The organism is Xenophilus sp. (assembly GCF_044462705.1).
Lineage (GTDB): Bacteria > Pseudomonadota > Gammaproteobacteria > Burkholderiales > Burkholderiaceae_C > Xenophilus > Xenophilus azovorans.
Genome location: NZ_JBIQNC010000010.1, coordinates 36,824 through 59,099 on the forward strand (window position 1 = coordinate 36,824; position 22,276 = coordinate 59,099).

The window sequence follows — 22,276 nt, forward strand, 5'->3', positions numbered from 1 at the left end:
ATGTTCTTCGCCCCCGCTCTTCGCAGCCGTTCCTTCGTGTCCGCTCCGCGCACTTTCGACCGCGGCTTCGAGCGCTTCGTCAACGATGCCTTCGCCGGCTATCACCGTTCCCTGGACGTCCAGCAGGACGACACCCACTGGACGCTGCGGCTCGACCTGCCCGGCATCGGCCGCGAGGACCTGAACGTGTCGGTGGAAGGCGCCGTGGTGCGCATCGAGACGCGCGCCGAGGCCGCACGCCAGTTCAAGGCCGCCTACGAGCTGCCGCAGGACATCGATGCCTCGGCCACCGAAGCCCGCCTGGAAAACGGCGTGCTGACCCTGCGCCTGGGCAAGCTGGCGCCGGCCAGCAAGGCCGTGACGGTTTCCGTCCAGTAAATCTCGCGCCGGCATGTGGCCGGCCTCTCCCTCCTCGTCCCGCCCGGGCTGCAAGGCCTTGGCGGGACTACTTTTTTCTTCAGATTCCGTAACACGCTGTTTCCTGCACTTCTGTTTCCTGAACACAAAATCCGTGTGAAATATTTACGCCTTTGGATGCGGTTAACGCTCCAGAGAAGCACGTACGGTGTTCGGAAGCGGTGTTTCCGGGCGCCCCGAGCAAAAGCAATCGTCCTAGTCGGGAAACACATGGAAACACACCTGAAAACCACCCGGAGCGACGGAACGCGCTCCGATGTGCTGCTGGTCTTTCTGCCGGGCGCCTTCCTCGCGCCGGACGAGTTCGAGCGCGAGGGCTTCATCAGCGCCATGACGGAGCGCGATGTCGCGGCCGACGTGATGCTGGTGGACGCCAACGTCTCCTACTACTACGACCAGACCTTCACCACGCACCTGCAGCAGGACGTGCTCGACCCGGCGCGCGCGCTGGGCTACCGCTCGATCTGGCTGGTGGGCATTTCCATCGGCGGCTTCGGCGCGCTGATCCACCAGTTGGCGCAGCCGGGCTCGGTGCAGGGCATCGTGGCGCTGGCGCCCTACCTGGGCCGGCGTCCGCTGGCGGCCGAGATCCGCAAGGCCGGCGGCCTGCGCGCCTGGAAGGCGCCCGACGGCCCGCTGCCCGACGAGGAGGTGGACCGCCGCCTGTGGCCGTGGCTGCAGCAGTACGCCGACGAGATGCCGACCAAGGAGCTGCCGCCGCTGTACCTGGGCTTCGGCCTGGCGGACCGCTTCGCCGCCAACCATGCGCTGCTGGCCGAGGTGCTGCCCGAGGACCGCGTCTTCACCACCGAGGGCGGCCACGACTGGCCGCAGTGGTCGCGCCTGTGGCGGCGCATGCTGGACGTGCTGCCGCTGCCCTCGCGGTCGCCGTCCGCGCCGGCGTTCAGGACACCGGCAGCAGCGCGTCCAAGGGCCATCGCGGCCTGACGTCGAAGGCATAGCGCGTGGTCGGCGCTTCCAGCCCGGCCTCCAGGCGCATCGCGGCAGCCATGGCGATCATGGCGCCGTTGTCGGTGCACAGGGCCAGCTCCGGATAGTGCACGCGCACGCCGCGGCGCTGGCAGGCAGCGTCGAGCTGCGTGCGCAGCAGCCGGTTGGCGCCGACGCCGCCGGCGACCACCAGGCGCTTCATGCCGGTCTGGTCCAGCGCGGCGAGCGACTTGCGCAGCAGCACCTCGACGATGGCGGCCTGCGTGGCGGCGGCGAGGTCGGCCTTGCGCGATGCCAGCGCATCGCCCAGCTTCTTCGCCTGCGTCAGCACGGCGGTCTTCAGGCCGGCGAAGGAGAAGTCCAGGTCGCCGCTGTGCAGCAGCGGGCGCGGCAGGCGGAAGGCCTCCGGGTCGCCGCTCTCGGCCAGCTTCGACAGCCACGGCCCGCCGGGGTACGGCAGCCCCATGAGCTTGGCGCTCTTGTCGAAGGCCTCGCCGGCCGCGTCGTCGATGGTCTCGCCGAGGATCTCGTAGCGCCCCACGCCCTCGACGCGCATCAACTGCGTATGGCCGCCCGAGACCAGCAGCGCGACGAAGGGGAATTCCGGCGGATCGGCGCCGAGGAAGGGCGAGAGCAGGTGCCCTTCGAGGTGGTGCACGCCCAGCACCGGCCGCCCCAGCGCCGCGCCCAGCGCGCAGGCCACGCCGGCGCCCACCAGCAGCGCGCCGGCCAGGCCGGGGCCGCGCGTGTAGGCCACCACGTCGATGGCGTCGCGTTCGACGCCCGCCTCGGCCAGCACCGCTTGCGTGAGCGGAAGCACGCGCCGGATGTGGTCGCGGCTGGCCAACTCCGGCACCACGCCGCCGTAGGCCTGGTGCATGTCGATCTGGCTGTGCAGCGCGTGCGCCAGCAGACGCGGCACGCCCGCGCCGCGCGCCTCGACCAGCGCCACGCCGGTCTCGTCGCAGGAGGATTCGATGCCCAGGACTCGCATGGGCCGCGAGTCTACGGGGCGCGGCGCGGACGCGCCGGCGGCGGGGTTCAGGGCAGGTGCAGCACCCGTTCGGGCACGGCGCTCCCCTTCAACGTGTCCAGCAGCGCCATGGCGTTGCCGGCGAGCCGGCCCCTGCGGTCCACCCAGGGCTCGGGCACCGGGCTGCGCAGGGCGTTGGCGAGCAGGTTCCTGCCGACGTGGGCCAGGGCCTTGCCCCAGGCCATGGTGCCCTTGCGCGCCAGGTACAGCGGATTGGCGACCTGCGAATAGCCCAGGCGCCGGCCCGAGGTGCGGCCCGCGCGCTTGGTGCCCAGGTGCACGCCCCGCAGGCGCGTGGCGCAGACGACGTCGCCATGCAGCGCGAGCTGGCGCGAGAAGTCCACGTCCTCCAGCCAGGCATAGAGCGGCAGGCGCTCGTCGAAGCGGATGCGGTGCGCACGCACCGGCGCCATGCGCACGGCCATGTTGCATCCATAGCCGTTGTAGGTGGGCACGATCCGGCCCGGCTCCGTGCCCGGCGGCGATTGCGCGAGGAGCCTGGCGGCTGCGTCGAACTCGATGCCCGGCCCCAGGATGCCGTCGGCCAGCACCTTGCCCGTCGCCACGGCGATCTCCGGATGGAACAGGAACAGGCGCTCGGCCTCGCCCAGGTAATCGTCGGCGGGAAGGAAGTCGTCATCGAAGAAGACCACCACGTCCGCGTCGGTGGCATCGAGCAGCGCATTGCGCTGCGCCGACGAGCCGACCGGCCCGGACACGATCCGGGCAGGGGCCGGGAAGTCCTGCAGGCAAGCGGCGTCGAAGTCGCCGGAGCGCGCGGGGCAGATCAGAAGTTCGTCGGGCTGGCGCAACTGGCGCCGGAGATGGCCCACGGTGTCGGCGCTGATCTTGGGGCGACCCGCGGTCGCGATGGCAACGGCAATCTTCAGGCACATGGGGAACAGGAAGCGATGGCGGAAGCGGTCGTCCCCACCAGGGGCACGCCGCTCCAGGGTCAGGAAAGCGGGGGCGAGGATGGGCCGGCGCGATGCCGGCTAGGGCCCGGCACTCGGCTTGCCGAGCGCGCGGCTGGCGCCGAGCACCGACGGGCCCCGCCCGGCCGCAGACCACGAAGGCTGCGCCGCGGCGATCTCGAGCAGACGGCGCGCCGCCCGCTCCCAGGTGAAGAGCGCGGCGCGGCGCGCGCCGCGCTCCCGCAGCGATCCGGCCAGGGCCGGGTCGTCGCGCAGCCGCAGGATCTGCGCCTCCCACGCCCGGGCATCGTGCGGGTCGGCCCACAGCGCCGCCTTGGCGCACACCTCGGGCAATGCGCCGCAGGGCGCGGCGACGACGGGGCAGCCGAGCGCCATCGCCTCCAGCGGCGGCAGGCCGAAGCCCTCGGTCAGCGAGGGGAAGGCCAGCGCGGCGGCCCTGCGCAGCACGCCGGCGAGCTGCTCGTCGCTGATGCGGCCCAGGAACCGCACGTTCGGCGGTACCTCGTGCCCCTGGCGCTCGAAGTCCTCGCGCGTCGCCGCCCCGAACAGCGCCAGGGTCATGTCGCCCAGCCGGCCGGACCGGAAGGCCTTCAGCAGCAGGCCGATGTTCTTGTGCGCCTGGGTGTTCGCCAGCGCGACGACGAAGCGGCCGTCGGCCAGGCCGAAGGCGCGCGCCGCGTCCTCGTCGGGCACCAGCCGCAGGACGTGATCGCAGCCGTTGTGGACCACCAGGCTGCGCGCCGCATCGGCCACGCCGTACTGGTCGAGTTGGGCGCGCGAATATTGCGAGACGGTGAGGATCCCCCGGTTGCGCCGGCCCAGCCGCGGCTGCACCAGCCGGTACCACGCACGGAAGCCGCGCGAATACGACGCCGGCGAACTGTGGACCTGCGCGTCATGGATCATCGTGAACGCATCGCGATGCAGCACCGGCCCGAGGTTGCAGAAGTTCAGCAGCGTCGCGCCCCGCGCCTGCCACGGCAGCACCAGTTGCTCCCAGGGGATGCCCTTGAGTGCGGCGCTCCTCCGGCCGACGCTGTGCATGCGGATGTGGGAGAAGGCGATGTCCGGGAGCCAGTCTCCCGGCACCAGCAGGCGGCACGGATGGGCGCGCGCCAGCGCGGCGTCGCGGGCCAGCACGGCGTCCAGGGCCAGGACCAGCTCGTAGGCGACGCGGTGGACGCCCGAGCGGCTGGCCGATCGCTGGAGAAACTTGCCGTTGATCACTAACTCGGTCATGGGGCAGAAAAGCAGGCGGTGGTGTTGTGGTGAAAAGGTTGGCGGCGGCGCCTCAGCGCCCCGGTCCGCTGGCCGCGGGCGATTCGCCCGGCGCGGCGCGGTGGCGCCGGTACCGCGCGAGCCAGGCGGCGGCGGTCTCGAAGGCGTGCTGCTCGAACCCGGCGGGCCGCCCCGTCCATCGCCAGACGATCCACACGCACAGGCCGTAGACCAGCAGATAAAGCAGGAAGATCGGCAGGCCGAGGGCGACCAGGCCGAACACGTTGGCAGCGCCCGAGACGGCGGGCTGCGTGGCCCACAGGAGCGCGCCGGCCGGCAGCACTGCGATGAAGGGGATGCGCAGCATGCCCAGTTGCGCGCGCACGCTGGCGCCGGACAGGTGGCGGACGATGAGGAACGACACCGCGGTGGTCGCCAGCGAACTCACGGCACTGGCGGCGATGACCCCGGGAATGCCGTGGTGCGCAGCGCCCCACCACACCAGCGGCACCCGGATCAGCAGGTCGATCACGGTGCGCCGCGCCAGCCAGTGGGTGCGGTCCAGCATCTGCGTCAGCGCGCCCATGAGCAGCGCCGGCATGCCGAGCAGCGACGCGGCGCTGATCCACTGCAGCCATTGCGCCGCGGAGAGCCAGTTGGGCCCCAGCGCCACCCGGATCAGCGCCTCGGGCCACAGCACCGGCACGGTCATCGCGGGCACCATGACCACCAGCATGGCACGCGAGAGCTGCACATAGCGCGCGCCGGCGGCGGGGCCGGCGGAGGCGAGCGCGGTCATGGCCGGACGCAGCAGCGGCACCGCCAGCGCCTGGATGGGTATCTCCGAGATCTGCTTGGCGATCGAGTACTGGCCGAACGCCGCGATGGGCGTCAGGCGCGACAGCAGCAGCCGGTCGATCTGCCAATTCAGCGCCGAACAGAACTGGGCCACGAAGTTCCAGCCGAGGAAGTTCGAGAAGCGATGCCATTCGGACAGGCTCAGGCGGGGCCGGAACGGCGCGACCACGTACGACGCCAGCGTGCCGAGCACGGGCGAGCAGATCGTGGCGGCGGCGATGGCCCAGTAGCTGCCCGTCGCGGCCGCCAGCGCGACGGAGACGACGAAGGCCAGCACCTTGCCGGACAGTTCCACCACCGCGTCGGGCTGGAAGTTGAACGCGCGCGCGTACTCCACCATGCGCGGGCTGCTCATCCCCCGCGCGGCCGGCGCCAACGCCAGCACGGACAGCAGCACCGCCAGCCGCGGCTCGTTGTTGAACCACGCGAGCGGCCAGGCCAGCGCCAGCAGCAGCACGCCGATGGCGAAGCCGCGCAGCAGGCCCAGCGTGAACGCCGTGTCCAGCATCGCGCGCGTGACGCTCGGCCCGCGCAGCAGCGCCACCGAGGTCGGCAGGTCCAGCAGCGCCTCGACCACGAAGACGACGGCCATCGCCATCGCGACCAGGCCGAAGTCCGCCGGCCCGAGGAAGCGGGCCAGGCAGAACAGCATGGCCAGGTCGATCAGCTTGGCCGACAGCCGCGCGCCCACCGTCCATGCGCCCGCCGCCGCGACGCGGCGGGCCAGGTCCTTCTGGTCAGGCGCCATGTGCGTTGCGCGCAGCGGAGAACGGCGACGATGCAGCGCTGACCTGGGCCCGGAAGGAGGATGCAGCACTGGTGGCCGCCATCGCGAAGCCGTAGAGGAACGCGTTGAAGAGGCCGAAATCCGGCGACGTCCCGATCACCAGGCTGGACACGAAGGGTGCCGCATAGGCCCAGCGGATGCCCACCAGCAGCGCCTGGCCCTGCACGTCGAACGGCGCGGCCCGCCGCAATCCGAGGCACTGGACCACGAAGGCGAGGTAGCACAGCGTGGCGAGCACCCCCGCGTTGCTGGCCAGGGCCACGAGCAGGTTGGAGGCGCGCGTTCCCCCGAGGCCCACGCCCAGGCCGTAGGTGGCCGCCACCGCGTCCCACGCCACCTGCGTCCACATGTTGCGCTCCTCGAAGGAGCTGCTGGCCGCCTTCTGCAGGACCCAGGTGTCGATGCGCTCCGTTACGGGCGCGAGCAGTTGCGGGAACGCCACCACCAGCAGCAGCAGGGTGGTCAGCACGCCCAGGCCGATCATGAATTCGCGCAGCAGCCCGCGGTGCAGGTAGGGGTTGCGGCGTGCGCCGACCGCGCGCCATCCCCACTCCGCGACCGCTGCGCAGGCGAACACGCCGAAGCCCAGGTAGGCCGCCGACGACGTCGACAGCCACAGCAGCAGCACCAGCATCACCAGCAGCACGGGCACGATGCGGTCGCGCAGCAGGCCGGCCGGCATGGCGCGGCGCAGAAAGTACAGCGCCACCAGGAAGCTCAGCGTCAGGTAGCCGAAGGTGGACGCCTCCGGCATCAGGCCCACGACGCGCTTGCCGTCCACCACCTCGATGCTGGTGAGCAGCGCGTAGGTGGCGGTGCGGAACGGCTCCAGCAGGCCCTCCAGCGGCAGGAACAGCGTCCCGAAGTCCAGCAGGCCGGTGAACACGGCCATGGCCGCGCCGAGGCACAGCGCCGCCAGCACGTGGCGGCGCATGGCGGTGGTGCGCAGCATCCTCGTGAAGACGAACACCATCGCCACCGAGATGCTGAGGTAGAGCAGCTGCGACAGGTTCTGCAGCGACGGCGCCAGCGGGCCGGCACCGATGTCGTCCTGGCGCAGCGGCACCACGACCACCTCGCCGGCGAACAGGCGGGGCATGAACAGCGTGGTGATGCAGGCGAAAGCCCAGAACAGGAAGAGCCACGCCAGGCGGCTGGGGCGTGTCGCCATCCCGAGGGCGTAGGCGAGTTCGTCCTTGCCGATGAAGTGCCGGACGATCAGCAGCACGGCCACGATCGGGGCCGGCGTGAGCGTGAGGCCGGCCAGCAAGGCGGGGGGCACCACGGCGAAGGAGCCGAAGGACATCGCCCCGAAGAACAGGTACACGAGCCGGTGGCTGCGCCCCACGAAGGCCCAGGCGGCCAGGCACCAGAAGACGGCGATCGGGATCAGGTCCATGCCGACGCCTCCCTGGCCGGTGCAGGATCAGGCCGGGTGCTCAGCCGGCCGATCAGCTCGGCCATCCGCGCCCGGAAGACGGCCGTGTCGAACGAACGGGCGTGCGTCCGGAGCGCCTGGGCGTCGAAGGACGGCTCGGCCGCCTCGAAGCGCCGGATGGCATCGACCACCGCCTCGGCCGTCTGCTCGTGGAAGAGCAGGCCCGTGCGGCCATCCACCACCGTCTCGAGGGCGCCGCCGCGCGCATAGGCGATGACCGGCCGGCCGCTGGCCATGACCTCCAGCGGGACGATGCCGAAGTCCTCCACGCCGGGGAACAGCAGCGCCCTGCAGCCGGCGAAGCTGCGCACCATCTCCTCGTCCGACACCGGCCCGAGGAATTCCACCGTGGGCCCGGCCAGCCGCTTCAGCGCCGCGTTGGCGCCGGAGCCGATGACCCGCAGCCGCCGGCCCAGGCGCGTGCAGGCCTCCACCGCGATCTCGATCTTCTTGTAGGGCGTGATCTGCCCGGCGCACAGGTAGTACCCGCCCGGCGCCGCCGACGCCGGCGCCGCGAAGCGCGACAGGTCCACGGGCGGGTGGACGACCAGCGCGTCGCGCCGGTAGTACTTCTCGATGCGGCGCGCCACGTAGGCCGAGTTGGCGATGAAGTGGTCGACGCGGTGCGCGGTGCTCACGTCCCATTGCCGCAGCAGCGGCGCCGCCAGCGACATCATGGCGCGCGTCACGGCGCCCGAGGCGGCGCGGTACTGGGGATACAGGTCCCAGATGTAGCGCATGGGCGAGTGGCAGTAGCAGATGTGCGTGGCGTCCGGCCCCGGCACGATGCCCTTGGCCGGGCCGGCCTCGCTGGAGATGATCAGGTCGTAGCCCGTCAGGTCGAACGACTCCAACGCGAAGGGCATCAGCGGCAGCATCTTCTGGTAGTGCCGCACGCCGCCGATCTTCTGCAGGAAGGAGGTGTGGATCCGGTGGCGCCGCAGCCGGGGCGAGATGGCCGCCGGGTCGCACACCAGCGTGAAGATGTCGGCGTCGGGGTACAGGTCGCTCAGGACCTCCAGCACCTTCTCGCCGCCGCGCATGCCGACCAGCCAGTAGTGGACCAGCGCCACCCGCATCCGACGGTTCGCCGCGGCGGCCGTCTGCACGGCGCCGCCGCCGCGGTCGTCGTCGGCATACCGGAGCAGGGCGGCGCTAGTACGCATTCTTGTGGACGAACCCTTTGAACAGGGTCAGGAAGATGATCCAGAGATCGAAGCCCAGCGACCAGTGCTGGATGTAGAAGATGTCGCACTCGATGCGCTTGGCCAGGTCGGTCGAGCCGCGCCAGCCGTTGATCTGGGCCCATCCGGTGATGCCGGCCTTGACCATGTGCTTCTTCATGTAGGCCGGAATCTCGTTCTTGAACTTCTCGACGAACACCGGCCGCTCGGGGCGCGGCCCGACGATGGACATGTCGCCCATCAGCACGTTGATGAACTGCGGCAGCTCGTCCAGGCTGGTTCTGCGCAGGAAGGCGCCCACCCGCGTGGCGCGCTGCTCGCCCGCCTTGGCCCACACGGCGCCGCTGCGCTGCTCCGCATCGACAGGCATGGAGCGGAACTTGAGCATCTGGAAGCGCTGGTTGTTCCAGCTCACGCGCTCCTGCCGGTAGAACACCGGGCCGGGCGAGCTGAGCTTGACGGCGGCGGCGATCAGCAGCATCAGCGGCGAGATGAGCAGCAGGATCAGGAAGGCCAGCAGCCGGTCCTCGACCGCCTTGACGATGCGCGAGACACCCTGCAGCGGCGTCTGCTGCAGCGTGATCACCGGCAGGCCCGCCACCTCCTCGACCGAGTGGTTCAGCAGGTGGATGCCGAAGAGATCGGGCACCAGCCGGATGTCGGCCGTGCAGTGCCGCAACTGGCTGACGGCCGCCGCGATCTGCGCCTGCTCCTGCAGCGGCATCGCCAGCCAGACCTGCGCGATCTGGTGCGACTCCACGTACTCGCCCAGGCGCTCCAGCGACCCGAGCAGGGGCGCGCCGGTCAACTGGCTGCGGTCCGCGTCGGTCGCGAACCAGCCGCACACCTCGATGCCGGCCCACTTGTTGCGCCGGAGCACGTCGACCAGCCGCTGCGCGTCCGGGTTGGCGCCGACCACGACGGCCGAACGCGCGTCCATGCCCTGCGCCCGCACCCAGTTGGCCGCCCCGCGGACCACCGCGCGGAAGACCACCGCGCCGCCCAGGCCCAGCACGAACCACCCGAACCACCACAGGCGCGACAGGTCGTGCCCCACCTTGAACGCCAGCACGTACACCGCCAGCAGGCAGAAGATGATCATCCACATGGCGGCCAGCTGCATCGCCTCGCTGGCGACGCTGTGGCCGCGCCAGCTGCGGTACACCGAGCCGCCGTTGAGCACGATCATGGCCAGCAGCACGCCGTGGCTGATCACCTGCGCATAGTCGGCCTCCACCGACACGTGGCCGAAGCGCAGCGCGAACGCCAGGATGCCCGCCGCGCCGAAGATCACGACGTCGCCCACGCGCAACGCCAGCCCCAGCATGGCATTCATGCTGCCGGCGGCCAGAATGGGTGCTTTGGTCCCGTCGTTGACGGACGCGAACAGCATGGACGTTCCCCTGAGCCGTTACACCTGGATAAGTTATCCAGTAATAAGAAGGTTCAAATACTACACAGCCATCGGGCGTCCGGGCGATAGCACGGATGGCCGCCGCGCCCAATCCGATTGGCCACGGGAGACTGTGTGAAGCCGACGATCGCTCCTCGGCCAGGGGACAACTGTACTACTTACAGGTTAGTTGTACTACTTCCAGTTTAATTTTCTGGACGAAATCAGGAAGTCGAAACAAAAGTGTCCACCGCCGCACGCAGTGCGGACACCGGTAAGCAACTGCTACTTGTTACAGCCGGACGGGGATGCCGCGCTCGGCCATGCGGGCTTTGGCCTCGCCCACGGTGTGCTCGCCGTAGTGGAAGATGCTGGCGGCCAGCACCGCGTCGGCGCCGCCCTGCTGGACGCCGTCGGCCAGATGGTCGAGGCTGCCGACGCCGCCGGAGGCGATCACCGGCACGCTCACCGCGTCGGCCACGGCGCGGGTGAGTGCGAGGTCGAAGCCGCTCTTCGTGCCGTCGCGGTCCATGCTGGTGAGCAGGATCTCGCCGGCGCCGCGGCGCGCCATCTCCACCGCCCACTGCACGGCGTCCAGGCCGGTGTTGCGGCGCCCGCCGTGGCTGTAGACGTCCCAGCCCGGGCCGCGCGCGGCCTCTTCCTCGGGGGTGCGGCGCTTGGCGTCGATGGCGACGACGATGCATTGCGCGCCGTACTTGTCCGAGGCGTCCTGGATGACCTGGGGGTTGGCGATGGCGGCGGAATTGAAGCTGGTCTTGTCGGCCCCGGCGTTGAGCAGGCGGCGCACGTCGTCCACCGTGCGCACCCCGCCGCCCACCGTGAGCGGAATGAACACCTGCGAGGCCACCGCCTCGATCAGGTGCAGGATCAGGTCGCGCTCGTCGCTGGTGGCAGTGATGTCCAGGAAGGTCAGCTCGTCGGCGCCCTGCGCGTTGTAGCGCGCCGCGATCTCGACCGGGTCGCCGGCGTCGCGCAGTTCCACGAAGTTGACGCCCTTGACGACGCGGCCGCCGGTGACGTCGAGGCAGGGGATGATGCGTTTGGCCAGCATGGCGGTCGGATGGAACAGAGGGAAGAAGTAGTCAAGAGAGCGCGGCGAGTTCCTGCCACGCCGTCCAGCGGGCGCCGGGCGCCAGCACGACGGGCGCGTCGATGCAGGCCGCCTCCACGCACAGCATGTGGCGCCAGCCGTCGTCGGGCAGGTCGGCCAGGCGGGCGCCGAGCTCGGGGCCGGGATTCCACACCACCGTCTCGGTGCAGGTCGCGCTCTGCGTGATCGCCAGGCGCGTGCCGCCGCCGGCCAGGTGCAGCGGCCGGGCCGGGGCCGCATAGACGCTGTCGAATTCCTCGCCGAAGCGCAGGGCCGGAGCCGGCTCGGAGAAGCGCCGGTCGCGCACCGCATCCCAGCGGGCGGCGCCCTGCAGGCCTTCGAGGCTGGCCGCGGCCGCGTCGTCCACCCGCAGGTAGGTGTGCAGCGCCGCGGTGAAGGACCAGGGCGTGTCGCCGGTGTTGTGCGCTTCCAGCGTCAGGCGCAGCCGGCCGGGCGCGAGCCCGACCTGCAGCCGCAGCGCGAAGCGCTCGGGCCAGAAGGCCTGCGTCGCCGGCCCGTCATGCAGCGTCAACGCCAGCACGTCGCCTTCTTTCGCCTGCCACGGCAGGTTGCGCGCGAAGCCGTGCTTGGGCAGCGGCCCGCGCTGGTTGAACTGCGGAAAACATACCGGCACGCCGCCGCGAATGGCGCCGTGCCCGTCGAACAGCGCCCGCGGGCTCAGGTACAGGCGCTCGATGCCGTCGGCCGTGCGCCAGGACAGCACGTGGCCTCCATGCAGGGCGACCATCACGCAGTCGCCTTCGGGCAGGGTCTGGCGCAGCGCCGGCTGGCCGTTGAACTCGACGCGTTCGATGCTCATTGGATAACCTTCGCACTTCGTGCTGCGGTGCGAGCCCCCTTCGGAGCGGCCGGGCGGGGGCTCATGCGGCTCGGCAAGCGCGGGGCAGGCGGCCTCAGGCGCCGGCCAGTTCGTCCGCGCGCGCCTGCGCGGCGGCGAAGTCGAGGTCGCCCGAGTAGATGGCACGCCCGCAGATCACGCCCTCGACGCCCTCGCCCTCCACCGCGCACAGCTTCTCGATGTCGGCGATGTTGGACAGCCCGCCCGAGGCGATGACGGGGATGGTGAGGGACTGCGCGAGCTTGACGGTGGCGTCGATGTTGATGCCCGAGAGCATGCCGTCGCGGCCGATGTCGGTGTAGATGATGGACTCGACGCCGTAGTCCTCGAACTTCTTGCCCAGGTCGACCACCTCGTGGCCGGTGAGCTTGCTCCAGCCGTCGGTGGCGACCTTGCCGTCCTTGGCGTCGAGGCCGACGATGATGTGGCCGCCGAAGGCGCTGCAGGCGTCCTTGAGGAAGCCGGGGTTCTTCACCGCCGCGGTGCCGATGATCACGTAGCGCAGGCCGTCGTCGATGTAGCGCTCGATGGTGTCCAGGTCGCGGATGCCGCCGCCGAGCTGCACGGGGATCTCGTCGCCCACGGCGCGCAGGATGGACTTGATGGCCGCATGGTTCTGCGGCTTGCCGGCGAAGGCGCCGTTCAGGTCCACCAGGTGCAGCCGGCGCGCGCCGGCCTCGACCCATTGCAGGGCCATGGCGGCCGGGTCTTCGCTGAACACGGTCGATTGGTCCATGTCGCCCTGCTTGAGGCGAACGCAGTGGCCATCCTTGAGGTCGATCGCGGGAATGAGAAGCATGGTGTCGCGAGGTGCGGCAGGTGGAAGAAACGGCGCGGAGAAAGAAAGAAGGCAGGCGGGCCTGTCAGCCAGGCATCTGGCGCGCGGCGGGAAGGCCCGACGCGCCGGGCACTCGGAGAAGGGTCGGCTTCAGGGATTCCAGTGGAGGAAGTTGCGGTACAGCTGCAACCCGTGGTCCGCACTCTTCTCGGGGTGGAACTGGGTCGCAAAAATGTTATCGCGGGCCACGGCAGCGGTAAAGCGCGTGCCGTACTCGGCCTCTCCCACGCTGTGGGCGCAGTCGCGGGGCCGGGCATAGAAGCTGTGGACGAAATAGAAGTGCGTGCCGTCGGGCACGCCGGCCCACAGCGCGTGCGGGCGGGCCTGCATCACCTGGTTCCAGCCCATCTGGGGCACCTTGTAGAGGCTGCCGTCGGGCTGGCGCTGGCCCTCGAGCCGGAAGCGCAGGACCTCGCCGGGGATCAGGCCCAGCCCCTCGGAAGGGCCCTCCTCGCTGCGCGAGAGCAGCATCTGCATGCCCACGCACACGCCGAACAGCGGCTTGGAGGCGGCCGCCTCCAGCACCGATTCGAGCAGGCCCGACTCGCGCAGCTCGCGCATGCAGTCGGGCATCGCGCCCTGCCCCGGCAGCACCACGCGCGTGGCGCGGCGCACCACGTCGGGGTCGGCGGTGACGAGCACCTCGACCCCGGCCTGGTCGGCCGCATGGCGCACGGCCTGCGAGACGGACCAGAGGTTGCCCATGCCGTAGTCGACGACGGCGACGGAATTCGTCATGGCGGACTGAAAGGGTGGGATCTGTCGGGAAGGGCTACAGCGTGCCCTTGGTCGAGGGGATGACGCCGGCCGAGCGCGGGTCCCGCTCCAGCGCGGCGCGCACGGCGCGGGCGAAGGCCTTGAACACCGTCTCGCACTGGTGGTGCGCGTTCACGCCCTTGAGGTTGTCGATGTGCAGCGTGACCAGCGCGTGGTTGGCGAAGCCCTGGAAGAACTCGAAGGTCAGCTGGGTGTCGAAGCCGCCGATCATGCCGCTGGTGAAGGGCACGTCCATGTGCAGGCCGGGGCGGCCGGAGAAATCGATCACCACGCGCGACAGCGCCTCGTCCAGCGGCACGTAGGCATGGCCGTAGCGGCGGATGCCCTTCTTGTCGCCCACCGCCTTCGCCACCGCCTGGCCGAGCGTGATGCCGACGTCCTCCACCGTGTGGTGGCCGTCGATGTGCAGGTCGCCCTGGCACTCGACGTCCAGGTCGATCAGGCCGTGGCGGGCGATCTGGTCCAGCATGTGGTCGAAGAAGCCGATGCCGGTGGCGAGCGTCGCGCGGCCGGTGCCGTCGAGATCGACGCGCACGCGGATCTTCGTCTCGGCGGTGTCGCGGGTGACTTCCGCCACGCGCGCGGGCGCGTTGCCGCTGGCGGCGACGATGGCGTCGGGGGCCGTGGGGGTATTCATAAGGAGGCTTCCAGCGCGGCGAGCATGCGCGCGTTCTCGTCGGCCGTGCCGACGGTCAGGCGCAGGCAGTTCGCCAGCAACGGGTGCATTCTAGAAACGTTCTTCACCAGCACCCCGTGTGCCTTCATGCCGGCGAAGGTCTTGTCGGCGTCGGCGACGCGCAGCAGCACCATGTTGGCGTCGCTGGGCCAGACCCTCACGCCCGGCAGCCGGCCGAGCACCCCGACCAGCACCGCGCGGTCGCGCCGGATGGCCTCGGCCTGCTGCGCGAACACGTCGGCGTGCTCCAGCGCGAAGAGCGCGCATTCGCAGTTCAGCACGCTGATGTTGTAGGGCGGGCGGACCTTGTCGAGTTCGGCCACCAGCGCCTGCGGGCCGATCAGGTAGCCCAGCCGCACGCCGGCCAGGCCGAACTTGCTGAGCGTGCGCATCAGCAGCACGTGGCCGTGCCGCGCCGGTTCGCGGCGGATGGCGTCGAGCCAGCTGCGGCCGGCGAAGGGCTGGTAGGCCTCGTCGACCACCACCAGGCCGCCGTGCGCGCCCTGGGCGTCGATCAGGCGCTGCACCACGGCCGCGTCCCACAGGTTGGCGGTGGGGTTGTTCGGGTAGGCCAGGTAGAGGATGGCCGGGCGCTCGCGCTCGATGGCGGCGAGCATGGCGGCCTCGTCCAGCGCGAAGTCGGCGGTCAGCGGCACGCCGGTGAACTTCAGGCCCTGCAGCTGCGCGCTGATGGCGTACATGACGAAGCCCGGCAGCGGCGCCAGGATGCCGGCACCCGGCAGGTCGCAGGCCATGGCGATCAGCGAGATCAGCTCGTCGGAGCCGTTGCCCAGCATGAGCGCGTGGCCCTCGGGTACGCCGGCGTGGGCGGCCAGCGCGCGCTTCAGGTCCTCGCCGCGCTCGCCGGGGTAGCGGTTGAGCGCCAGCGCGCCCAGGCGCTCGCCCAGCGCCTGCTGCAGCTCGGGCGGCAGGCGGTAGGGGTTCTCCATCGCGTCCAGCTTGAGCAGCCCGCGCGCGTCCTGCACGGCATAGGCGTGCATGTCGCGCACGTCGGGGCGCAGGCGCGCCAGGGCGCGGGCGGTGAGGTCGGTCGAGGAAGAGGACGGCATGTCGGTTCGGGTTCAGGGGGCGCAGCGGTAGGCGTTCTGCAGCGCGGCGGACATCACCAGCTGCACGGGCATGTCGGCCTCGTACTGGTCGGCGTGGCGGGCGAGTTCGCCCTGGTAGAGGGAGCGGGCCATGGCGGGCTCGAGCCGGCGGCCATTGACGCAGAAGAGCGGCCTGCCGCCCGCCCGCTGCGCTGCATCGGATGCCTCGCGCAGCCCTTCGAGCACGCCGACGAGGTAGTAGCTCGCATAGGCGCTGCCGTCCTTCTCGCTAGCCTCCAGGGTGCGCATCTCACGGATGCTCATGGCCTGCGCGGCCGCGGCGGCGCCGAGCGCGAGCACGATGCAGGGCACGCGGCGCAGCCATGTCATCGGGACGGCCCGTAGCGCGGCGGCGGCGCGAAGGAGGACGGCTCGTCCGCCGGGAAGGCGCGCGACCTGCCCGCGCCGATGCGCGGCGGGGGCCGCTGCCCCGGCACCTCCAGCTCGAACAGCGCGGTGCCGATGACGCCGATGTTGCGCGCATCGCCGGCCGGCGTGTTGGCCGCGTACGCGCGGCCCGGCGCGGCGAAGCGGAAGGCAGCGACCTCGTCCCGGCTCTTGCGGAAACCCTCGATGCGCAGCAGCCCCTGCGGCTGGAGCACGTAGCCGGCGCGGCCCAGGCTGCCGGGCTGGCCGCTGAGCACGTCCAGCCCGTCGACGGTGGCGACGACTTCGTAGCTGCGGTCGCTCAGGTTGCGCAGCACCAGCACGTAGCGCGCCCCCTCCACGCCCGCGACCTGCAGCGTGCCGCCGCCGCGCGCCTGCTGCAGCGGCAGCGGGCGGTCGTTCTCGTCGCGGATCGACCATTCGACGTCGCCCTGCGCCAGCGGCACGTTGAGCTGGCGCTGCGGATCGCGCCCCACCGCGGCCCGCACGCCGGATGCGCCGGCATAGCCGACGGTGAGCACGTCGTCCGGGCGTTCCGGATTCAGCCGGCGCGCTTCCACGCTGCGCACGCGCGACTCGCGGCCTTCGCCCCATTGCGTGCCGAGCCGCGCCGCGGCGGGCGCCGGCGCGGGAGCGGCCTCGGCTGCGCGGGCCGACGCGGCGGCCGGCGGCGCCTCGCGGGGCTGCGTGCTGCATCCGGCCGCGAGCACGGCCAGCGCCACGGCCAGCCACCCCGCGAGGCGGCCCGGGCCGGACCGAAGCAGTTGCTCAAGCGATGTCATGGTCTTTCTCCCTTTTCGTCGTGATCGGGCCGCGGCCGACGCTTGGCGCGCACACCTAGGAGGCGGGCCGCTCCTCGCCGCTGCGTGCCAGGCGCATCTCGGCCGCCCGCGCATGCGCCTGGAGCCCTTCGCCGTAGGCCAGTTCGGCGGCGATCGGGCCCAGCGCCTGCGCGCCCTGCTCGCTCACCTCGATCAGGCTGCTGCGCTTCTGGAAGTCGTACACGCCCAGCGGCGAGGAGAAGCGCGCGGTGCCGCTGGTGGGCAGCACGTGGTTGGGGCCGGCGCAGTAGTCGCCCAGCGATTCGCTGGTGAAGGCGCCCAGGAAGATGGCGCCGGCGTGGCGCAGCAGCGGCTCCCACCTGTGCGGCTCGCGGCTGCTCACCTCCAGGTGCTCGGGGGCGATGCGGTTGCTGATGGCGCAGGCCTCCTCCATGTCGCGGGTGTGGATCAGCGCGCCGCGGCCCGTCAGGCTCGCGGCGATGATCTGCGCGCGCGGCATGTCCGGCAGCAGCCGGTCGATCTCGCGCTGCACGGCGTCGATGTAGGCGGCGTCGGGGCTGAGCAGGATGCTCTGCGCCAGCTCGTCGTGCTCGGCCTGGCTGAACAGGTCCATCGCCACCCAGTCGGGCGGCGTGCTGCCGTCGGCCAGCACCAGGATCTCGCTCGGGCCGGCGATCATGTCGATGCCCACGGTGCCGAAAACGCGCCGCTTGGCCGCGGCCACGTAGGCGTTGCCGGGGCCGGTGATCTTGTCCACCGCCGGCACGGTGGCGGTGCCGTAGGCCAGCGCCGCCACGGCCTGCGCGCCGCCGATGGTGAAGGCGCGGGTGACGCCGGCGACGTGGGCCGCGGCCAGCACCAGCACGTTGCGCTCGCCCTGCGCGGCGGGCTCGGCGCCGCTGCCGCCGGTGGCCACGCTGCCCTTGGCCGGCGTCGGCACGACCATGACGATCTCCTGCACGCCGGCCACGTGGGCGGGGATGGCGTTCATCAGCAGGCTCGACGGATAGGCCGCCTTGCCGCCCGGCACGTAGATGCCGACGCGGTCCAGCGGCGTGACCTTCTGGCCGAGCAGCGTGCCGTCGGCGTCGCGGTACGTCCAGCTCTCGCCGCTGGCTTTCTTCTGCGCCTCATGGTAGCTGCGCACGCGATCGGCCGCGCTGCGCAGGGCATCGCGCTGGGCGGCGGGCAGCGACTCGAAGGCCGCCCGGAAGTCGGCCTGCGTCAGCTCCAGTTGCGCCATCGACCCGGCGGCCAGCCCGTCGAAGCGGCGGGTGTACTCCAGCACCGCCGCGTCGCCGCGCTGGCGCACGTCGGCCAGGATGTCGGCCACGCGCTGCTCGATGGCCGCGTCCGTGTCGGCCGACCAGTGCAGCCGCGCCTTGAAGTCGGCCTCGAAGCTGGCCGATGCGGTGGACAGGCGGGCGGGAGCGGCTTTCAGGCTCATGGGGCTAGGTTTTCGGGATGGCCGACGCGAAGGCGTCGATGATGCGGCGGATGGGCTCGCGCTTGAGCTTGAGCGCGGCCTGGTTGACGACCAGGCGGGCGCTGATGTCCATGATGCGCTCCACCTCGACGAGGTGGTTGGCCTTGAGCGTGTTGCCGGTGGACACGAGGTCGACGATGGCGTCGGCCAGGCCGGTGAGCGGCGCCAGTTCCATGCTGCCGTAGAGCTTGATCAGGTCCACGTGCACGCCCTTGCGGGCGAAGAACTCGCGCGACAGGCCGACGTACTTGGTCGCCACCGCGAGGCGCGCGCCCTGCTTCACGGCGCTGGCGTAGTCGTAGTCGGCGCGCACCGCCACGCTGAGGCGGCAGGCGGCGATGCGCAGGTCCAGCGGCTGGTACAGGCCCTGGTTGCCGTGTTCGAGCAGCACGTCCAGCCCGGTCACGCCCAGGTCGGCGCCGCCGTACTGCACGTAGGTGGGCACGTCGGAGGCGCGCACCAGCACCACGCGCACGTCGGGCCGCGTGGTCGGCAGGATGAGCTTGCGCGACTTCTCCGGGTCTTCGGTGACCTCGATGCCGGCCGCGGCCAGCAGGGGCATCGTCTCCTCGAAGATGCGGCCCTTGGACAAGGCGAGGGTGATCACGCGCGGGCTCCCGGAACGCGTTCGATGTCGGCGCCCAGGGCGCGCAGCTTCGCTTCCATGCGGTCGTAGCCGCGGTCCAGGTGGTAGATGCGGTCCACCAGCGTCTCGCCCTCGGCCACCAGGCCGGCGATGACCAGGCTGGCGGAGGCGCGCAGGTCGGTCGCCATCACCGTGGCGCCCGAGAGCCGCGGCACGCCCTCGATCACCGCCACCTTGCCGTCGGTCTGGATGCGCGCGCCCAGGCGCAGCAGTTCGTTGACGTGCATGAAGCGGTTCTCGAAGATCGTCTCGGCGACCGTGGCGGTGCCCTCGGCGATCACGTTCAGCGCCATGAACTGCGCCTGCATGTCGGTCGGGAAGCCCGGGTACTCGGTGGTGCGGAAGCTCTGCGCCTTCAGCCGGCCGGCGGCCTCGATGCGCAGGCCGCCGGGCACCTCGGCCACCGTGGCACCGGCGTCGCGCAGCTTGTCGATCACCGCGTCCAGGTGCTCGGCCCGGGCGCCCAGCAGCAGCACGCTGCCGCCGGCCGCCGCCACCGCGCACAGGAAGGTGCCGGCCTCGATGCGGTCGGCCACCACCGTGTGCTCGCAGCCGTGCAGGCGCTCCACGCCCTGGATGCGGATGCGGCTGGTGCCGTGGCCTTCGATCTTCGCGCCCATCTTGATGAGCATCTCGGCCAGGTCGGGGATCTCGGGCTCCTGGGCGGCGTTCTCCAGGACCGTCTCGCCCTCGGCCAGCGCTGCGGCCATGAGGAAGTTCTCGGTGCCCGTCACCGTCACCATGTCGGTGGTGATGCGCGCGCCGCGCAGGCGCTTGAGGCCCCGCTGCAGGCCGGCCACCATGTAGCCGTGCTCGACGCGGATGTCGGCGCCCATCGCCGTGAGGCCCTTGATGTGCTGGTCCACCGGCCGCGAGCCGATGGCGCAGCCGCCCGGCAGCGAGACCCTGGCGTGGCCGAAGCGCGCCACCAGCGGGCCCAGCGCCAGCACCGAGGCGCGCATGGTCTTCACCAGCTCGTAGGGCGCCTCGGGGTTGGTCAGGTCGGCGGCGTCCAGGCGCACGGTGCCGTTGTCGTCGCGCTCGGCCGTGACGCCCATGTTGCGCACCAGCTTGAGCATGGTGGCCACGTCCTGCAGGCGCGGCACGTTGTGCAGCACCACCGGCTCGTCGGTCAGCAGGGCGGCGCACAGCTCGGGCAGGGCCGCGTTCTTGGCGCCGGAAATGCGCACCTCGCCGGCCAGCCGGCGGCCGCCGCGGATGAGGAGTTTGTCCATCAGAGAAAAGTCCTTGGAACGGCGCCGTCCGCCGTTCGGTCAGGGAAGGAGGTTCAGGCCTGCAGCCGGGCCCACTCGGCGGGCGTGTACGTCTTCATCGACAGCGCATGCACCTCGTCGGTGTGCATTTTCGCACCCAGGGTGGCGTACACCCGCTGGTGCCGCTGGATCGGGCGCTTGCCCTCGAACTCGGGCGAGACGATGGTGGCGAACCAGTGGCGCCCGTCGCCCTCGAGCTGGATGTGCTCGCAGGACAGGCCGGCCTGGATGATGGACTGGAGTTCTTCGGCGGTCATGGTGAGCGAAGCGAACGAATGCGGCCGGGCGCCGGGCCACCCCAAGCCGGCCGCGCCTCCCCCTCGGGGGGTGGCGACCCACGCCGCAAAGCGGCGGGCGGAGCGGGGGGGCAGATCATCTCATCCGCGGATCTTGTAGCCGATGCGCAGCAGGTGGACGGCCACCGCGCTCACCACCAGCCAGGCGCTGCCGACGATGCCCAGGCTGATCCAGGGCGACACGTCGGAGACGCCGAAGAAGCCGTGGCGGAAGCCGTCGATCATGTAGAAGAACGGGTTCGCGTGGCTCACCTGCTGCCAGAAGGCGGGGAGCGAATGGATGGAATAGAACACGCCCGACAGGAAGGTCATGGGCATGATCAGGAAGTTCTGGAACACCGCCATCTGGTCGAACTTCTCGGCCCACAGGCCGGCGATCAGGCCCAGCGTGCCCAGCAGGGCCGCACCGAGGAAGGCGAAGACGAGGATCCACAGCGGCTGCGCGAAGGGCGGCACGGCGAAGAACAGCGTGACCAGCAGCACGCCCACCCCCACGATCAGCCCGCGCAGCACCGACGACCCCACATAGGCGAAGAACCAGCCCCAGTGCGACAGCGGCGTGAGCAGCACGAACACCAGGCTGCCCATGATCTTGCTCTGGATGATCGAGGACGAGCTGTTGGCGAAGGCGTTCTGCAGCACGCTCATCATCACCAGGCCGGGCACCAGGAAGGCGGTGTAGCTGAACGTGCCGTAGACCTTGACGTGGTCCTCCAGCACGTGGCCGAAGACCATCAGGTACAGCACCGCGGTGAGCACCGGCGCGCCGATGGTCTGGGCCGCGACCTTCCAGAAGCGCAGCACCTCCTTGTAGAGCAGCGCGCGCCAGCCCAGGGGAGCGAAGCGTGCGGTCGTCGCGTCGCTCATCGGCTCACCTCCAGCGGCGTCTGCTCGCCGGCCATCAGGTCGATGAACACGTCCTCCAGGTCGGCCTTGCGCATCTCCACGTCCTCGACCGCCACGCCCGCCTCGCGCAACTGGGCCAGCACCTGCTCGACCTCGCGCGCGTCCTGCGCCGGCAGCTGCACCACACGGCCGGTGATGCGCGCGTGCTGCGCCAGCGACCACGGCAGGTTGGCGTCGGTCTTGAAGCGCAGCACGTTGCTGGCTGCGGACCGGAGCAGTTCGCTGGTGCGGTCCAGCGCGATCACCCTGCCCTTCTTGAGCATGGCGATGCGGTTGCACAGCGCCTCGGCCTCTTCCAGGTAGTGGGTGGTCAGCAGCACCGTGCTGCCCTGCTTGTTCAGCCGGGCGACGAACTGCCACAGCGTCTGGCGCAGTTCCACGTCCACGCCGGCGGTGGGCTCGTCCAGCACGATGACGGGCGGCTTGTGCACCAGCGCCTGCGCCACCAGCACGCGGCGCTTCATGCCGCCGGAGAGCTGGCGCATGTTGGCCTCGGCCTTGTCGGCCAGGCCCAGGCTGTGCAGCAGCTCGTCGATCCAGTCGTCGTTACGGGCGATGCCGAAATAGCCGGACTGGATGCGCAGCGTCTCGCGCACGTTGAAGAAGGGGTCGAACACCAGTTCCTGCGGCACGATGCCGAGCTGGCGGCGGGCGTCGGCGAAGTGGGTCTGCACGTCGAAGCCATGCACGCTCACCTGGCCGGCCGTGGCCCGCGAGAGCCCGGCCAGGATGCTGATCAGCGTGGTCTTGCCCGCGCCGTTGGGGCCGAGCAGGCCGAAGAATTCGCCCTCCTCGATGTCGAAGCTGACATCATCCAGCGCGCGGAACGCACCCTGGTCGTGAGGCAAGGCATAGGTCTTGGAGACCGACTGGAAGCGGATCGCGGGCATGGGGCCGCGATTGTAGGAAAGCCCC

Annotated in this window: 23 protein-coding genes; 2 read left to right on the top strand and 21 right to left on the bottom strand. The window is 71.0% G+C overall.

Annotation, left to right across the window (positions count from 1 at the left end):
* Positions 1 to 378, top strand: a complete 378-nt coding sequence (locus ACIY1X_RS03720; RefSeq protein WP_399678087.1) for an Hsp20/alpha crystallin family protein — start codon at positions 1 to 3, stop codon at positions 376 to 378.
* A gap of 297 nt (positions 379 to 675) precedes the next feature.
* Complete coding sequence (locus ACIY1X_RS03725) at positions 676 to 1,365, top strand: alpha/beta hydrolase-fold protein (RefSeq protein ID WP_399678089.1); 690 nt, start codon at positions 676 to 678, stop codon at positions 1,363 to 1,365.
* Here the strand turns inward: ACIY1X_RS03725 and tsaD are convergent.
* The 21 genes from tsaD to ACIY1X_RS03830 form a co-directional block, all read right to left on the bottom strand.
* Entirely contained in the window at positions 1,322 to 2,362 is a 1,041-nt protein-coding gene (tsaD, locus tag ACIY1X_RS03730; protein WP_399678091.1) for a tRNA (adenosine(37)-N6)-threonylcarbamoyltransferase complex transferase subunit TsaD, read from the bottom strand. The genes ACIY1X_RS03725 and tsaD overlap by 44 nt on opposite strands.
* 47 nt (positions 2,363 to 2,409) lie before the next feature.
* Positions 2,410 to 3,297: a glycosyltransferase family 2 protein gene (locus ACIY1X_RS03735; protein ID WP_399678093.1), complete on the bottom strand. Its 888-nt coding sequence runs from the start codon at positions 3,295 to 3,297 to the stop codon at positions 2,410 to 2,412.
* 99 nt (positions 3,298 to 3,396) lie between these two features.
* Positions 3,397 to 4,575 (bottom strand): glycosyltransferase family 4 protein, encoded by a 1,179-nt coding sequence (locus tag ACIY1X_RS03740; RefSeq protein WP_399678095.1) that lies wholly within the window; start codon positions 4,573 to 4,575, stop codon positions 3,397 to 3,399.
* A gap of 52 nt (positions 4,576 to 4,627) precedes the next feature.
* On the bottom strand, positions 4,628 to 6,160 hold the full coding sequence (locus ACIY1X_RS03745) for an oligosaccharide flippase family protein (protein WP_399678096.1): 1,533 nt from the start codon (positions 6,158 to 6,160) through the stop codon (positions 4,628 to 4,630).
* On the bottom strand, positions 6,150 to 7,598 hold the full coding sequence (locus ACIY1X_RS03750; protein ID WP_399678097.1) for a hypothetical protein: 1,449 nt from the start codon (positions 7,596 to 7,598) through the stop codon (positions 6,150 to 6,152). Before ACIY1X_RS03750 ends, ACIY1X_RS03745 begins: the two co-directional genes overlap by 11 nt.
* Positions 7,589 to 8,803 (bottom strand): glycosyltransferase, encoded by a 1,215-nt coding sequence (locus tag ACIY1X_RS03755; RefSeq protein WP_399678098.1) that lies wholly within the window; start codon positions 8,801 to 8,803, stop codon positions 7,589 to 7,591. Before ACIY1X_RS03755 ends, ACIY1X_RS03750 begins: the two co-directional genes overlap by 10 nt.
* The gene (locus ACIY1X_RS03760; RefSeq protein WP_399678100.1) at positions 8,793 to 10,214 is read right to left on the bottom strand and encodes an undecaprenyl-phosphate glucose phosphotransferase; all 1,422 of its coding nucleotides are present in this window, start codon (positions 10,212 to 10,214) and stop codon (positions 8,793 to 8,795) included. Before ACIY1X_RS03760 ends, ACIY1X_RS03755 begins: the two co-directional genes overlap by 11 nt.
* Positions 10,215 to 10,506: 292 nt before the next feature.
* Positions 10,507 to 11,286, bottom strand: coding sequence for an imidazole glycerol phosphate synthase subunit HisF (gene hisF, locus ACIY1X_RS03765; RefSeq protein WP_399678102.1), 780 nt, complete (start codon positions 11,284 to 11,286; stop codon positions 10,507 to 10,509).
* 31 nt (positions 11,287 to 11,317) lie between these two features.
* The gene (locus ACIY1X_RS03770) at positions 11,318 to 12,145 is read right to left on the bottom strand and encodes a D-hexose-6-phosphate mutarotase (protein ID WP_038208750.1); all 828 of its coding nucleotides are present in this window, start codon (positions 12,143 to 12,145) and stop codon (positions 11,318 to 11,320) included.
* 94 nt (positions 12,146 to 12,239) lie between these two features.
* Positions 12,240 to 12,983 (bottom strand): 1-(5-phosphoribosyl)-5-[(5-phosphoribosylamino)methylideneamino]imidazole-4-carboxamide isomerase, encoded by a 744-nt coding sequence (hisA, locus tag ACIY1X_RS03775; RefSeq protein WP_038208752.1) that lies wholly within the window; start codon positions 12,981 to 12,983, stop codon positions 12,240 to 12,242.
* A 129-nt stretch (positions 12,984 to 13,112) separates the two neighbouring features.
* Entirely contained in the window at positions 13,113 to 13,760 is a 648-nt protein-coding gene (gene hisH, locus ACIY1X_RS03780; protein WP_399678104.1) for an imidazole glycerol phosphate synthase subunit HisH, read from the bottom strand.
* A 34-nt stretch (positions 13,761 to 13,794) separates the two neighbouring features.
* Positions 13,795 to 14,436, bottom strand: coding sequence for an imidazoleglycerol-phosphate dehydratase HisB (gene hisB / locus ACIY1X_RS03785; RefSeq protein WP_399678106.1), 642 nt, complete (start codon positions 14,434 to 14,436; stop codon positions 13,795 to 13,797).
* Positions 14,433 to 15,545, bottom strand: a complete 1,113-nt coding sequence (gene hisC, locus ACIY1X_RS03790) for a histidinol-phosphate transaminase (protein WP_399678108.1) — start codon at positions 15,543 to 15,545, stop codon at positions 14,433 to 14,435. Before hisC ends, hisB begins: the two co-directional genes overlap by 4 nt.
* A gap of 12 nt (positions 15,546 to 15,557) precedes the next feature.
* Entirely contained in the window at positions 15,558 to 15,914 is a 357-nt protein-coding gene (locus tag ACIY1X_RS03795) for a hypothetical protein (RefSeq protein WP_038208760.1), read from the bottom strand.
* Positions 15,911 to 16,753 carry a hypothetical protein gene (locus ACIY1X_RS03800; RefSeq protein WP_399678110.1) on the bottom strand — a complete coding sequence of 281 codons (843 nt, stop codon included), beginning with the start codon at positions 16,751 to 16,753 and terminating at the stop codon, positions 15,911 to 15,913. Before ACIY1X_RS03800 ends, ACIY1X_RS03795 begins: the two co-directional genes overlap by 4 nt.
* Before the next feature lie 55 nt (positions 16,754 to 16,808).
* Entirely contained in the window at positions 16,809 to 18,200 is a 1,392-nt protein-coding gene (gene hisD / locus ACIY1X_RS03805; RefSeq protein WP_399678112.1) for a histidinol dehydrogenase, read from the bottom strand.
* Positions 18,201 to 18,204: 4 nt separating this feature from the next.
* A complete protein-coding gene (gene hisG / locus ACIY1X_RS03810) occupies positions 18,205 to 18,846 on the bottom strand; it encodes an ATP phosphoribosyltransferase (RefSeq protein WP_038208765.1) in 642 nt (213 codons plus the stop codon).
* Positions 18,843 to 20,120 carry a UDP-N-acetylglucosamine 1-carboxyvinyltransferase gene (gene murA, locus ACIY1X_RS03815; RefSeq protein ID WP_399678114.1) on the bottom strand — a complete coding sequence of 426 codons (1,278 nt, stop codon included), beginning with the start codon at positions 20,118 to 20,120 and terminating at the stop codon, positions 18,843 to 18,845. Before murA ends, hisG begins: the two co-directional genes overlap by 4 nt.
* 53 nt (positions 20,121 to 20,173) lie before the next feature.
* A complete protein-coding gene (locus tag ACIY1X_RS03820) occupies positions 20,174 to 20,416 on the bottom strand; it encodes a BolA family protein (RefSeq protein WP_038208771.1) in 243 nt (80 codons plus the stop codon).
* A gap of 120 nt (positions 20,417 to 20,536) precedes the next feature.
* Positions 20,537 to 21,322, bottom strand: coding sequence for an ABC transporter permease (locus tag ACIY1X_RS03825; protein WP_399678116.1), 786 nt, complete (start codon positions 21,320 to 21,322; stop codon positions 20,537 to 20,539).
* Positions 21,319 to 22,251: an ABC transporter ATP-binding protein gene (locus ACIY1X_RS03830; RefSeq protein ID WP_399678119.1), complete on the bottom strand. Its 933-nt coding sequence runs from the start codon at positions 22,249 to 22,251 to the stop codon at positions 21,319 to 21,321. The genes ACIY1X_RS03825 and ACIY1X_RS03830 overlap by 4 nt, the downstream gene beginning before the upstream one ends.
* Positions 22,252 to 22,276: the final 25 nt, after the last annotated feature.